Source organism: Mesorhizobium sp. M7A.F.Ca.MR.148.00.0.0 (assembly GCF_003997735.1).
GTDB lineage: Bacteria > Pseudomonadota > Alphaproteobacteria > Rhizobiales > Rhizobiaceae > Mesorhizobium.
The window spans coordinates 1-13339 of sequence record NZ_RZTB01000138.1 but is presented as its reverse complement, the minus strand read 5'-3'; the positions used below and the strand labels follow the sequence as shown (position 1 = coordinate 13339).

Genomic DNA, 13339 nt, shown 5'->3' with positions numbered 1-13339 from the left:
TCCTCGAAGGCACCAACGAGATCATGCGCGTCATCATCGCGCGGGCATTAATTGGCCGCTGACGGCAACAAATCAGGAGAAATCGATGACCACCATTGCCTTCATCGGCCTAGGGAACATGGGTAATCCGATGGCCGCTAACCTGGTCAAGGCAGGGCATGCGGTGAATGGTTTCGACCTTGTGCCGGAAAACCTCACCGTCGCCCGAGAGCATGGCGTGACAGTGATGGCTAATGCCGTTGCCGCGGTGAAGGATGCCGATGTGGTGATTACGATGCTTCCCGCCGGCAAGCATGTGCTCTCCGTCTACGAAGACATCGCGCTCAAGGCCAAGCAAGGCGCACTCTTTATCGATTCCTCGACCATCGACGTCGAGTCAGCCCGCAAGGCCCATGCCGTCGCCAGGAAGCACGGGCTGTCGTCGATCGATGCACCGGTCTCGGGCGGCACCGGCGGTGCCGCGGCCGGCACGCTGACCTTCATGGCCGGAGGCTCCGATGACGCCTTTGCAACTGCCGAGCCGATCCTGAAGCCGATGGCCGGTCGCATCGTCCATTGCGGCGGCGACGGCGCCGGCCAGGCGGCAAAGATCTGCAACAACATGATCCTCGGCATTTCGATGATCGGTGTCGCCGAAGCCTTCGTGCTGGCGGAAAAGCTCGGCCTGTCACACCAGGCGCTGTTCGACGTCGCCTCGACCTCCTCCGGCCAGTGCTGGTCCTTGACCACCTACTGCCCGGTGCCCGGGCCGGTGCCGACTTCGCCCGCAAACAGGGACTACAACCCAGGATTTGCAGCGGCACTGATGCTGAAAGACCTGAAATTGTCCCAGGAAGCCGCGTATGGTGCGGGTGCTGTAACGCCGCTTGGTGCCGAAGCAGCCCAGCTCTATGCCTTATTCAACGCCCAGGGACATGGCGGGGTCGATTTCTCCGGCATAATTAATTTTCTCAGGGGTAACCCAGCGTAACCCCCGGATTTGCCGGGTTTTTCCGGTTTCCTTGGGTGGAAAAAGTGCAAATTTAGATTTGCTTAAGCTCTCGATAACTCCGCGGTAACGATGTCCCTATAAAACGGACTGCGAGGCGGACATATCTCATCCGCCCGGCGCTCCGGATCAGGTCTCGCGTACCGGAGCCCGTAAGTTCGACAAGTGCCATAGGTTTCGCAAAGTGTTTGCGTAGCGAAGCGCCATGCGTATCTGGCAAAGCCGCGTTCCTGATGGAGCGCGGTTTTTGCATTTTGCCCTGCAGCACGTTTTGAGACATCGATAAACCCGGAAACTGTACTCCGGGATGCCTCACATGCGCCCGCGGGCGCCTTCCGGATCATAGGGCGAGTCGGCGATCACCTTGGCCGCGCGGCGCTCGCCGAGGATGGACACCTCGAGTTCGGTGCCGGGCGACACAAGTGCCAGGGGCAACAGCGCAAGTGCGATGTCGTGACCGAAAGTGTAGGAGTAGCCCGCCGAGGTGATGTGGCCGACGAGCTCGCCTTCACGGTAGACGCCCTCGAAGGCGAACGCACTCGCACCTTCGGTATCGATCGACAACGTGGCGATCCGGCGTGTCACCTGCTTCTGTTTTGCGACCAGTGCCGCGCGGCCGATGAAGTCCCCTTTGTCGAGGCTGATGAATCGGTCGAGGCCGCTTTCCCAGGCTGACAATTCGGAGTTCATGTCGCGATACATGGCGCGGTAGGATTTATCGAGACGAAGCGATTCCAGCGCTTGAAGTCCGGCCAGCCTCAGCCCGTGTGCCTCTCCCGATGCCAGGAGCGCATCCAGCAAATGCCGCTGATAGCAGAGCGGATGATAGAGCTCCCATCCCAGTTCGCCCGAATAGTTGACGCGCAGGAGCCGTACGTCGCTGGCCATGCAGACGGTGCCGGACTGCACGCTGAACCATGGAAAGGCTTCATTGGAGAGGTCGATCTCCGTCAGCGGCTGCAATATGTCGCGCGCCTTCGGCCCAACCAACGTGAAGCTGCCGCGATCCTCCGTGACGTTGCGCAGATGCACGCTGCCGTCCTTCGGCAACAGCCGGCTGAGATCGTCAAGGTTCCAGCGCTCGGCGCGCGGCGTCGATATGAGATAGAACAGCTCGCTCTGCAGCCGCGCCACCACATATTCGGCCTGCACGCAGCCGGCCGGCGTCAGGTGATGGGCAAGAGCTACGCGACCGGGACGAGGCAGCCTGTTGGCCAGGATTCCGTCGAGCCAGCCCTTGGCGCCCGGCCCGCTAACCTCGAACTTGGTCATGGGAGTCATCTCGACCAGCCCAGCGGCCTGGCGGACAGCCTGCACCTCCGCGGCGACGTGGTTCCCTTTGGGGGTCCAGCGCCAGCTGTAGACATTGCGCGCTTCGACACCGGCAGGCGCAAACCAGCTCGGCATCTCCCAGCCGTTCAACACATCCCACACCGCGCCGAGCTGGCTTAGACGGTCATAGGAAGGGGCCGTTTTCTGCGGTCGCGCCGCCGGCATGTCCTGGCCTGGATAGTGCTGTACGGCGTGGGTGCCCCAGGCCTCCCGGACCTTTGCCCGGGTCCAGTTCTTGTTAGCATATCGGCCGAACCTGCGGGGGTCCAGCTCCGCCGTGTCGATGCTGTTGCCACCCTCCACGATCCGTTCGGAGAGGTAATAGCCAATCGCACCACCCCAAAGGATGCCTCCCGGCACCCCTTCGGCGACCCAGACATTCTCCAGGCCCCACGCCTGCCCCATCAGCGGCAGTTCATCGGCCGTCATCTGGAAAGGTCCTCGCACATTCCGCTTGATGCCGGCGCGTCCGAGCGCGGGGACCAGTTCGGTCGCGCGTTCCCAGTTCCAGGACACGGCATCGAAATCCTCATCGAGCAGATCGGCGCCGAACCATTCCGGGACGCCGTTTTCAGCGAACAGCTTGAGCTGCTCGGTGCGCTCGTAGGGACCGAACATCAGCCCGTCGCCTTCTTCGCGCAGATAGCCCTCGTAACCCTCGTCCCTGAGGATCGGCATTTCCGGAAGACCAAGCCGCTTGCGTTCCACAATTTCGGGGACCGCCTCGGTGATCCAGTACTGATGCAGGATCGGGATCGCGGGGATGTCCAGGCCAAGCATGGCGCCGGTCTGGCGGGCGTAATTGCCTGTTGCAAGGATGACATGTTCACAGACGATCTCGCCGCGTGAGGTCTTGACCCTCCACTCGCCGCTCGGCATGCGTTCGAAGCCCACAACCTCGGTATCGAGATGGATCTTCGCGCCGAGGTCGCGTGCACCTTTGGCCATGGCCTGGGTGACATCGGCGGGTGCGATGTGGCCGTCATCGGGATGATAAAGGGCACCCAGCATGCTGTTGTTGTCGAGCAGCGGCCAGATTTCTCGCGCTTCCGCGGGCGATACGATCCGGGCCCGCACACCCTGGACCTCGGCAACGTCCATGTAGCTTCTGTACTCGTCCAGCCTGTCGCGCGTGTTGGCAATGCGCAGCTGGCCGCATTTGTGCCAGCCGACGTTCTGGCCCGTCTCCGCCTCCAGCCCCTCATAGATTTCGATCGACCTGGCGATCATGCGGCCGACATTGCGGCTGCGCGCGTAAGAGGGGATGAGCCCCGCGGCATGCCATGTCGACCCGGCCGTAAGCTGCGTGCGCTCCAGCAATGCCACATCGGTCCAGCCGCGCTTTGCCAGGCCGTAGAGAATGCCGGCACCCACACAGCCGCCACCGACCACGACCGCACGAAAGGAACTCACCATATGCGCGTGCCCTTGTATGAAATTGCCACCGGTCCACATGAACGCATGCGCATACTGTCAGACAGCATCCGGCTTTTCAGCATATTTCCTTGTCTGGAACGCAGCAGTGGTCACCCGATTGTTGGGCCACAAAGCCGGCCGAACTGTCAGCCTTCGCGCCCGCGTTTAGGCTGCTTTTTTGCGTTTTGCCCCGCTATATTCCGATTGCAGCATTCGGGATCGGGACATGATCTTCGTTGATCAGCACGATCGGCGCGTCGGCTCCTTCGACCCTGACGACCAGCAGGCGCAGGCTCCATGTGCCGGCTGTCCGGACAGCGGTCGAGTAGGCCGTGCCCTTGCCCTTGGCGCCGTGGACCGGAATGCCGAACTGGGCGTCGCCGGCCCCATTCGCATTGACGTTGAGATGGCCGCCGACCCAGAAACTGTCGGTCAAATCATCACCCAACGCCGCCTTGACGCGGTCGTCGGCGCGAAGCCTGTCCATCGTCATGTGATAGGCATCGCTGCCTTTCAGGACGTAGGGAATGCTGCCGACCACCGTCGCGCAGCCGCCAATCCCGACCACCCAGACGGCAAGGCCGGCGATTGCCCAGTTGCGCTGCGTCTTGCGAAACTGTTCCGCGTCACGCCAGGCGCGGTTCTGCCAGGCCCAGCGGCTGCCGCGCGCGCCCAGCACGATGATCATGATGATGTTGACGACAGGGATCAGCGCCAGCAACGCGATGAAAGTGCTGTTGCCGATGCCCCAGATCCAGTTGAGGAAGAAAGCGCCCCAGTTCCAGCGGTCGAGTTCGGCTGGAATTTCAGCCGGCTGGTTGAGCGGTTGTCCGGCCATCGTGTCCCCCATCGGTGACGTATCGACTGATTCTAGCGCATGCGCCCGTCAATGCGCAAAATCAAAGTTCTGCAACTTCTGTCAGGTCTTGTTGGACAGCCGGCGAAAATTCGCTTTCACGGCACGGCTTGCCGGCTTCAGCGCGGCGCTGATCGAGCGCTCCGCCGCGACCCCGTTGAACAGCGATGGCGTGCGGCCCGAAAAGATTTCCGGCCAGAACCGCGATGCCGATTGCAGGAAGGACATTTGCGCCGCAAACACGCCTTCGGCCATAGCGGCGGTCTTCTCGTTTACCGCACGCGCGGTCTCCGTGCTCCATGGCTGACTGCTCCCGCCATCCATGGTCATCAACGGCAGCCGCATCATCGCCACCAGCGGCGCCAGCATCAGGTCGCCGCCGATGCTGGCCGCTTCTTGCGTCCGTCGGCTCTTGCCGGTCTTTCTCATGGAAACAAAACCCTTGTCGCGGCCGAATCAGCCGCAGCCCCACACCTTACGCTCTAGAGGTAGAAGCGTTTCCTAGTCACAGCATGTTCTCGAGGCCGGGCGCTCCTAGAACGCGTCGAGGGTTCTATTCTACCGCTTGCGCAGGTCGGCTTGCGCCAGATCCAACGCCTTCGAGATGCGATCGCAGGCCATATCGATCGTATCACGGGTCCAGATCAACGGCGGCGACAGGATCATCGTGTCGCCGGTAGCGCGCAGCATCATGCCGTGCGCGATGGCATGATCGCGCACGGTTACCGCCGCACTTCCAGCCGGCAGGAAGCGCTCCTTGGTCGCCTTGTCCTTGACGATCTCGATCGCGCCCATCAGGCCGATCGAACGCACCTCGCCGACCAGATCATGTCCGGCAATGCGCTCCTGCAACGCCTTGGCGAAATAAGGACCGGTATCGTTCCGGACGCGGTCGACCAGCCCTTCCCGCTCGATGATCTCGAGATTCTTCAGCGCCACGGCACAGGCCACCGGGTGCCCGGAATAGGTGTAGCCGTGATTGAACTCGCCGCCCTTCTCGACCAGCGTCGAGGCGATGCGGTCGCCGACCAGCAATGCCGACAGCGGCTGATAGCCCGACGTCAGAGCCTTGGCGGTGGTGATCGTATCGGGCTCGATACCGAGCGTCTGGGCAGCGAACCACTCGCCGGTGCGGCCATAGCCGGTGATGACCTCGTCCAGCATCAACAGGACATCGTATTTACGGCAGATACGCTGCACTTCCGGCCAGTAGCTCGCCGGCGGTATCTTCACGCCACCGGCCCCCATGACCGGCTCGCCGATAAAGGCGGCAACCTTGTCGGCGCCGGCTTCGAGGATCGCCTCCTCGACAGCCCCGGCCGCGCGCAGGCCGAAATCATGGTCGCTCTCTCCCGGCAGCGCCGATTCATAGGCGTAGGGCATCATCACATGGACGATGTTGGGCACCGCACCGTTGAGCTGCTTGTGCATACCATCCATGCCGCCGAGCGAGGTGCCGGCAACGGTCGAGCCGTGATAGGCCATCTTGCGCGAGATGATGCGGTTCTTCTCCGGCTGGCCTTCCAGCACCCAATAGTGGCGCACGAGACGCAGTGCCGTGTCGTTGGCCTCCGAGCCCGACGAACCATAAAACACCTGGTTGACGTGCTTCGGCGCGATCTCCGCCAACTTCTTGGACAGCAGCACCGGCGTCGGCGTCGAGCATTTGAAGAAGGAGTTGTAATAAGGCAGTTCCTTCATCTGGGCATAGGCGGCCTCGGCCAGCTCGTCACGGCCATAGCCGATGTTGACGCACCACAGCCCGGCCATGCCATCGAGGATTTCAGCCCCCTCGGAATCGTAGATAAAAGGGCCATTGGCATGGGTGATGATGCGCGACCCGGCCCCGCGCATTTCCTTATGGTCGGTGAACGGATGCAGATGATGCGCGGCGTCGATCTGCTGAAGCTGCTTCAGCGAATAATTCTGATAGGTCATGTCTGATCTTCCCTCTGGATTCTATCCGGCAAGCCGGGGGCGAATGCTTCAGAGGCAGAGAGGTGGCGAATAGCCGATGCGGGCGCACAGCCGCAAAAGCTCGGCGCGCAGCGTACGCGGTGACGGCGTCACCGCGACCCGCAATGCGCGAGCCTCAAATGCGTCAATCAACATCCTGACGAGAGCCATGGAAGCCACCTTAGAGCAAAGGCTGGTCGAGGAGAACCACCCTTTGCTGGCCCATAACGGAATGAGTCTAGGCCTTGGCTGTCAGCGCCCTCTGCAGGAAGACATATTTCATCGCCGTCTGCGCCGCCTGCGGCCGGCGGTCGCCACGCCCGCCATGACCACCCTCGGTCTCCTCGAAGAACAGCGTCCTGGCATGGCCGGCTTCCTGCAGGCGGGCGGCCATCTTGCGCGCATGGCCGGGATGGACCCGATCGTCAGCGGTCGATGTGGTCAGGAGCACAGGCGGATAGGCGGCAGCGGCGTCGACATGCTGGTAGGGCGAGTAGGCTGAAAGCCACTTCGCGTCTTCGGGTTTCGACGGATCGCCATATTCGGCCATCCACGAGGCGCCAGGCGGCAATTCGGCGTAACGCAGCATGTCGAGCAGCGGCACCTCGATGATGACGGCGCCGAATAGCTCGGGATGCTGCGTCAAGGAAACGCCGGTCAGCAAGCCGCCATTCGAACCACCCTGGATGCCGAGTGAGCTTGCTGTCGCGATGCCGCGCTTGACGACGTCCTGCGCGACCGCTGCGAAATCGTCGAATCCGTTTTGGCGATTGCCCTTGAGCGCCGCTTGATGCCAGGCCGGGCCGAACTCGCCGCCGCCGCGGATGCAAGCCTGCACATAGGCATTGCCCTTTTCCAGCCATAGCCTCCCGCGCACGCCGGCATAGCCGGGCAGCAGCGGCACTTCGAAACCGCCATAGCCGTAAAGCAGCGTCGGCACCGGCCCCTTCTGATCGCGCCGCCTGACGACAAAATAAGGGATCATCGTGCCGTCCTTGGAGCGCGCTTCGAACTGTTCCGAGATGAGCGGCGAGGCATCGAAACGCGCCGGCTGCGACTTCACGGTAGCGAGCGTCTCGCCATTGTCATCAGACCAGATGATCGAACTCGGGGTCAGGAAATCGGTGAAGGAAAAGGACACGCTCGAGCCGAACTGCTCGGCATGGCTGATGCCGACATTGCCATTTTCGGGCAGCGCCACCGGTTTCAGCGACCAGTTGCCATCCTTGCGCTCGCAGACGACGACCTTGCCGCGCACTTTGTCCATAAGGCTGATGAACAGCCGGTCCTGCGTGCGGGCCATGCCGGCGATGGAAACGCGATATGCCGGCTCGAACAAGGTTTCGACAGATCCGAGCGCGCCGGTCTCGACCCAGTGCGCCAGATCCAGCGAATAGAGGCCGTCGGGCTTGCAAACCGTGCCGTCGGGCGCCGTCCATGGACTGCGCACGCCGAACACGAGCTGATCCCTGAAAATTGCCGTATCGGTCATGTCGTCCGGTAGCGGCAGCTGTTTGTTTTCGCCGGAAGGCAGCCGAAGGAAGATGTGCGAAGCGAAGAAATTCAGCGTTCGAGCCAGGACCAGATAGCGTCTGTCACCGTCGTACTCGACAGCGGCACCAACGGCGAGATCCTCTTTCTGCGCCTCGAAGATCGGCGTCGCGTCTTCCAGCTTGGTATCGCGCTTCCACAGCTTTATGACTCGCGGATAGCCGGACTCGGTCTTGTCGGCCTCGTCGAAAGCGGCGGAAACAATCACGGTGTCCTTATCCAGCCAGCTGAAGCCCGACTTGGAAGCGGGTGCACGAAACCCACCCTCGACAAAAGACTTGGTCGCGATGTCGAATTCGCGCATCTCGCTGGCGTCGCCGCCATCCGGCGACATACTCACCAGGCAACGGTTGAAGTCCGGATAGAGCCGGCTGGCGCCGCTGAACACCCATTTTATCCCCTCCTTCGCCGCAAGCTGGTCGAAGTCGATAATCGTTTCCCAGTCGGGCTTCTCGGTCTTGTAGGAAGCGACGGTCGTGCGGCGCCAGAGGCCGAGCACATTGGTCTTGTCCTGCCAGAAATTGTAGACATGGCCGGCTTTTGCCGCGCCGACAGCGATGTTGTCCTCGGCCGTCATCAGGTCGAGCGCGGTCTGGAACGACGCCTCATAGGACGGATCCCCCTGCAGCTCGCCAACCGTGACCTCGTTCTGGCGATGCACCCAGTCGAGCGACTGCTTGGCTGTCCTGTCCTCCAGCCAGAGGAAGGGATCGTCGGTCGTGGGGGCCGAATTCGGCGTCTGGGTGGCAGGCTTGGTCATCAGGTCTCCGATAAACGCGTTGCTTTGAAAAAGCCAACGCGGATAGGCCGTATCGATATTCACGATGCTCAGCGCACAATTGAGGCTTTCCGCCCACCAGCGAGGCTAGCAATAGCCAGCGCCAGGCACAGCAGCCCAAGCGTGATCGGCAGCCCGCCGGCACCCAGAATATCCATGGCGCCGCCAGCCAGCGGCGGCACGGCGATGCCGCCGACGCCCCACATCAAGGAAAAGGCCGCATTGCCGGCAACCAGTGCGGAGCCGGTGAAGCGTTCGCCGAGCTCGATGATCGACATCGTGTAGATGCCGTAGGAAACCGCACCCCAGATAAAGATCATTGGCCAGATCAGCGGCGACTCGATGAGAAGCGGAAGCAGGACGCAGCCGAGCACCGTGATCGCGACGCAGGCAAGCCGCACCAGGCGCGCGGAAAGCCTTTCCGCCAGCAGGCCTAGCGGCACCTGCATGGCGATATTGCCGGCAATCATCACCGACAGCAGCGCCGACATGCGGGTTTCGGTAATGCCGTGATGGGTGCCATAGACAGGCAGCAACGCCAGCGCGCCCTGTTCGAAACCGGCGGCGACTATGACGGCAAACAAAAGCAGCCACGCCAGCGGCACGAAACCCAGGACGGAAACTTGATGCCCGGCCTCGTCGACCTTGGGCAAGCGCGGCAGCACCAAGCCCAGGCAGATGCCGCACAGCACGAAGGCGGAGATGCCGACGAGGAAGGGCGGCCAGCCCTCGGTGCCGACTGCAAGCAGGCACAGTGGCCCGGCCGCGAAGCCGGCCGAGATGATCGTCGAATAGACGCCCATGACGCGTCCGCGCCGCGCCGGCGGCGCCAGCGCGATGACCCAGATCTCGCTCAGCACATAGAGCGGGTTGGTCACCACGCCGATCAGGAGGCGCAGCGGAAACCACAAATAGACATTTTGCGTCCAGCCGATCAACGCCAGCACGACAGCCGAAAGGGCCGCACAGGTAAGCGCCGTGCGCCCTGCCCCGAACCGGCGGGCCAGCGCCGGGATCAATGGCGACGACAGGATGAAACCGATCGGCGTCATGGCCGCCGACAGGCCGATCATCGCCGGCGAAACGCCCTGGCGCTGCAGGATGAAGCTCAGCAGCGGATAGGACAACCCTTGCGCGATGGCGAACACCGAGACGGTCGCGATCACACCGGTGATCGCCGCCCATTGCATCGTCTCGTCCTCGTTCGATTCAACCAAATTCATTGTGCGCACCGCTATCGAGGCTGCAGGATTAGCGATTGAGCAACGTGGTGGTAAGCCCCTGGCAGGCGAAAACCGCTTGCTCCAGACAATGCCTGTCAGGAGGCCGGGCCTGTCAGGAGGTTGGGCCTGTCAGGAGGTTGGGCCGGTCAGGAGGTTGGGCTCGTCAGGAAGCTCGGCGCACGGACGACCGATACAGCGCGAACATCACCAGCACCGCGTCGAGGCCGGCGATCACGACCGGCAGCCCGAGCGGGCCGATGCCTTGCATGAGCACGCCGGCACCGGGTGGGCCGACGATGCCACCGACGCCCCACATCAGTGCAAAGGCAGCGTTGCCGGCGACCAGCACAGAGCCCTTGAACCGGCTGCCGAGTTCGACCAATGCCATGGTGTAGACGCCGTAACCGACCGCGCCCATCACCAGCAGCACGACCCAGATCAACGGCGTTGTGATCAGCAAAGGCAGCAAAAGCGCGCAAACGGTTGTTGCCAGCGCGCAGACGATGATCATGGCGCGGCCGCCAAAACGCTCCGCCAGAAGGCCGAGTGGTATCTGCAGCAGGATGTTGCCGAGTGAAAGCGCCATCACCAGCGAGGCCAGAACGGCTTCCGCCAGGCCGTAGCTGGCGCCGAAGACCGGGACCAGCGCATAGGTGCTCTGCTGGACCGCCGCCGAGACAAGCACGGCAAGCAGCAGCGCAGGCGCCACCTTGGCAAAGCCGACAAGGCCGCTGGCAGGCTGGTCGTCATCCTCGAAACCGGTGAGCTTAGACGAGACCGCGTGCAGGATCACCGCGCAGAGCGCGAAACCGGCGACGCCGACCATGAAGGGCGCCCAGCCCGACGTACCGAGCAGGGTCAGCGCGAATGGTCCGGCGGCGTAGCCGGCGCCCATCAGCGTGTTGAACACGCCCATCACCCGGCCGCGCCGCGACGGTGGCGCCAGCGACAGCGCCCACACCTCGCCGAGAATGTAGAGCGGGTTGATGACCACGCCGATGATGAAGCGGATGACGAACCAGGCCACCCAGTCCTGCAGATAGCCGATACCCAGGAAGCAGAGCGCGCCGATCAAGGAACTGCCGACCGCCAGATTTCGTGCACCGACAAGCCGCACAGCCGCGGGCACGAAAGAAGCTGAAAGGATCAGCCCGAGCGGCATCATCGCCGCCGACAAGCCGATCAGCGCCGGCGACATGCCTTGTTTCTGCATCAGCAGCGTGAACAGCGGCGAACTCAACCCCTGCGCCGCGCCGAACATCGCAAGTGCCGCGGTGACGCCGGCAAGCGCTGCCCATTGCGTTCCTGCTTCGCCTTCGTTCGAGCCGGTCGCAACCATGCTGCCATCCAAATGAATTGCTGGCCATCCGGCCGGCAAGCCCGAGTAGCTATCGGTTCGATCCAGGCAAAGGAAGGGCCGCCCGGCGAAATCCGCTTGCGCCAACGAGGCGGCGGGATCAGGCCGATGTCGTGGCCGCGCAACTGCCGTTCCGGCATGTCGCTTCCCTCGCCCTAGTGGTCGCCGCCTCCGCAATGGCTGGACAGCCGCCGGTCCATTATGCCGCCCGCTATCGCATCCTACGAGGACCATCATGACCGCCGCCCTACAACCCTCAGAACCGGCATTGGCCACAGACCGCGCCCGTCGCGGCGGCCGCGCCGGAAAGCGCGCCGGCGGCTCGGCCGCGTTCGAGCAGCCGGCTTTCCGCCAGCTGAAAAACCCGCTGACGCCGACCAGGCTGGTCTCCGACGACGAGCTGGAATCGATCCACCTCGCCTCCCTGCGCGTGCTCAGGGAAATCGGCGTCGACGTGCTGCATGACGAGGCCCGCAGCATCATGAAGGCGCATGGCGCCGATGTGCGCGACGGCAGCGAGCGGGTGCGTTTCGACAGCGACATGATCCTCGAACTGGTGTCGCACTGCCCGTCGGAGTTCACCATCCATGCCCGCAATTCAGCGCACAATGTGCGCTTTGGCGGCAACAATGTGATCATCTCGATGATGGCGTCGGCGCCCAATTGCTCCGACATCGATCGCGGCCGCCGGCCCGGCAACCAGCAGGACTACCGCAATTTCTTAAAGCTCGCGCAGATGCACAACATCCTGAACTGCACGGGCGGCTACCCGGTCGAGCCGACCGATATCCATCCGTCCGTCCGCCACCTCGAATGCATCCGCGATCTCAGCGTGCTCACCGACAAGGTGTTCCACATCTATTCGCTCGGCAAGGAACGCAATGTCGACGGCATCGAGATCGCCAGGATCGCGCGCGGCATCAGCCACGAGCAGATGCTGGAAGAGCCGTCCGTCTTCACCATCATCAACACGAATTCGCCGCTCAAACTCGACGTGCCGATGATGGAAGGCATCATCCAGATGTCGAGCAAGGGCCAGGTCGTCGTCGTGACGCCGTTCACCCTGTCGGGCGCCATGGCGCCTGTCACCATCGCCGGCGCACTGGTGCAGCAGAACGCCGAGGCGCTTGCCGGCATCGCCTTCGCCCAGATGGTGCGCAAGGGCGCACCCGTCGGCTATGGCGGCTTCACCTCCAATGTCGACATGAAGTCCGGTTCGCCGGCGTTCGGCACGCCGGAATACATGAAGGCGCAGCTCGTCGGCGGCCAGCTTGCCCGCCGCTACAACATTCCCTACCGCACCTCCAACACCTGCGCCGCCAACACGGTCGACGCACAGGCGGCTTATGAAAGCGTGTTCTCGCTGTGGGGCGCCATCCAGGGCGGCGGCAATCTGATGATGCATGCCGCCGGCTGGCTCGAAGGCGGCCTGCGCTGCTCCTACGAGAAGACCATCCTGGACATCGACCTGCTGCAGATGGTGGCCGAATTCCTGACCCCCCTCGATCTTTCCGACGAGGCACTCGGCTTCGACGCCATCCAGTCGGTCGGTCCTGGCGGCCATTTCTTCGGCACCCAGCACACGCAGGACCGCTACAAGACCGCCTTCTACTCGCCGATCCTGTCCGACTGGCGCAATTACGAGACCTGGGCGGAAGCCGGCTCGCCGACGGCGCTCGAAAAGGCCAACAAGGTCTGGAAGGAGCGGCTGGCGTCCTATGAGGAGCCTTACATGGACCCGGCCATCCGCGAGGAACTCAACGCCTTCGTCGCCAAGCGCCGGTCCGAAGGCGGCGCGCCGACCGATTTTTGATCGGCAGTGCTGTTGATGAACGGTCGACCCCCGCTCCGTCGAGCTGTGCTCGACACCTCTCCCCCGATC

9 protein-coding genes are annotated in these 13339 nt (G+C 63.0%); 2 read left to right on the top strand and 7 right to left on the bottom strand.

Annotated elements, in window-relative coordinates; all coding sequences use genetic code 11:
* Positions 1–970, top strand: a 970-nt coding sequence (gene mmsB / locus EOB49_RS29660) for a 3-hydroxyisobutyrate dehydrogenase (RefSeq protein WP_281060575.1), incomplete at its 5' end; no start/stop codon positions are given.
* Positions 971–1300: 330 nt separating this feature from the next.
* Here the strand turns inward: mmsB and EOB49_RS29655 are convergent.
* From EOB49_RS29655 to EOB49_RS29620, 7 genes are all read right to left on the bottom strand, one after another.
* A complete protein-coding gene (locus EOB49_RS29655; RefSeq protein WP_127383059.1) occupies positions 1301–3736 on the bottom strand; it encodes an FAD-dependent oxidoreductase in 2436 nt (811 codons plus the stop codon).
* A 193-nt stretch (positions 3737–3929) separates the two neighbouring features.
* Complete coding sequence (locus EOB49_RS29650) at positions 3930–4574, bottom strand: cytochrome c oxidase assembly factor Coa1 family protein (protein WP_127383058.1); 645 nt, start codon at positions 4572–4574, stop codon at positions 3930–3932.
* A gap of 81 nt (positions 4575–4655) precedes the next feature.
* Positions 4656–5021, bottom strand: coding sequence for a hypothetical protein (locus EOB49_RS29645; RefSeq protein ID WP_023812284.1), 366 nt, complete (start codon positions 5019–5021; stop codon positions 4656–4658).
* 129 nt (positions 5022–5150) lie between these two features.
* The gene (locus EOB49_RS29640) at positions 5151–6530 is read right to left on the bottom strand and encodes an aspartate aminotransferase family protein (RefSeq protein WP_127320787.1); all 1380 of its coding nucleotides are present in this window, start codon (positions 6528–6530) and stop codon (positions 5151–5153) included.
* A gap of 256 nt (positions 6531–6786) precedes the next feature.
* Entirely contained in the window at positions 6787–8859 is a 2073-nt protein-coding gene (locus EOB49_RS29630; RefSeq protein WP_127383057.1) for a prolyl oligopeptidase family protein, read from the bottom strand.
* 68 nt (positions 8860–8927) lie between these two features.
* Entirely contained in the window at positions 8928–10100 is a 1173-nt protein-coding gene (locus EOB49_RS29625; RefSeq protein ID WP_127383056.1) for an MFS transporter, read from the bottom strand.
* Positions 10101–10263: 163 nt separating this feature from the next.
* Positions 10264–11439 carry an MFS transporter gene (locus EOB49_RS29620; protein ID WP_127383055.1) on the bottom strand — a complete coding sequence of 392 codons (1176 nt, stop codon included), beginning with the start codon at positions 11437–11439 and terminating at the stop codon, positions 10264–10266.
* Positions 11440–11692: 253 nt separating this feature from the next.
* Between EOB49_RS29620 and EOB49_RS29615 the strand changes: the two genes are divergently transcribed.
* Complete coding sequence (locus EOB49_RS29615; RefSeq protein WP_127383054.1) at positions 11693–13270, top strand: trimethylamine methyltransferase family protein; 1578 nt, start codon at positions 11693–11695, stop codon at positions 13268–13270.
* Positions 13271–13339: the final 69 nt, after the last annotated feature.

Excerpts from the sequence above, each read along its gene's own strand:
- EOB49_RS29615 (WP_127383054.1), top strand. The coding sequence starts at position 11,693 with ATGACCGCCGCCCTACAACCCTCAGAACCGGCATTGGCCACAGACCGC.
- EOB49_RS29650 (WP_127383058.1), bottom strand. The coding sequence starts at position 4,574 with ATGGCCGGACAACCGCTCAACCAGCCGGCTGAAATTCCAGCCGAACTC.
- EOB49_RS29630 (WP_127383057.1), bottom strand. The coding sequence starts at position 8,859 with ATGACCAAGCCTGCCACCCAGACGCCGAATTCGGCCCCCACGACCGAC.
- EOB49_RS29625 (WP_127383056.1), bottom strand. The coding sequence starts at position 10,100 with ATGAATTTGGTTGAATCGAACGAGGACGAGACGATGCAATGGGCGGCG.
- EOB49_RS29640 (WP_127320787.1), bottom strand. The coding sequence starts at position 6,530 with ATGACCTATCAGAATTATTCGCTGAAGCAGCTTCAGCAGATCGACGCC.
- EOB49_RS29645 (WP_023812284.1), bottom strand. The coding sequence starts at position 5,021 with ATGAGAAAGACCGGCAAGAGCCGACGGACGCAAGAAGCGGCCAGCATC.
- EOB49_RS29655 (WP_127383059.1), bottom strand. The coding sequence starts at position 3,736 with ATGGTGAGTTCCTTTCGTGCGGTCGTGGTCGGTGGCGGCTGTGTGGGT.
- EOB49_RS29620 (WP_127383055.1), bottom strand. The coding sequence starts at position 11,439 with ATGGTTGCGACCGGCTCGAACGAAGGCGAAGCAGGAACGCAATGGGCA.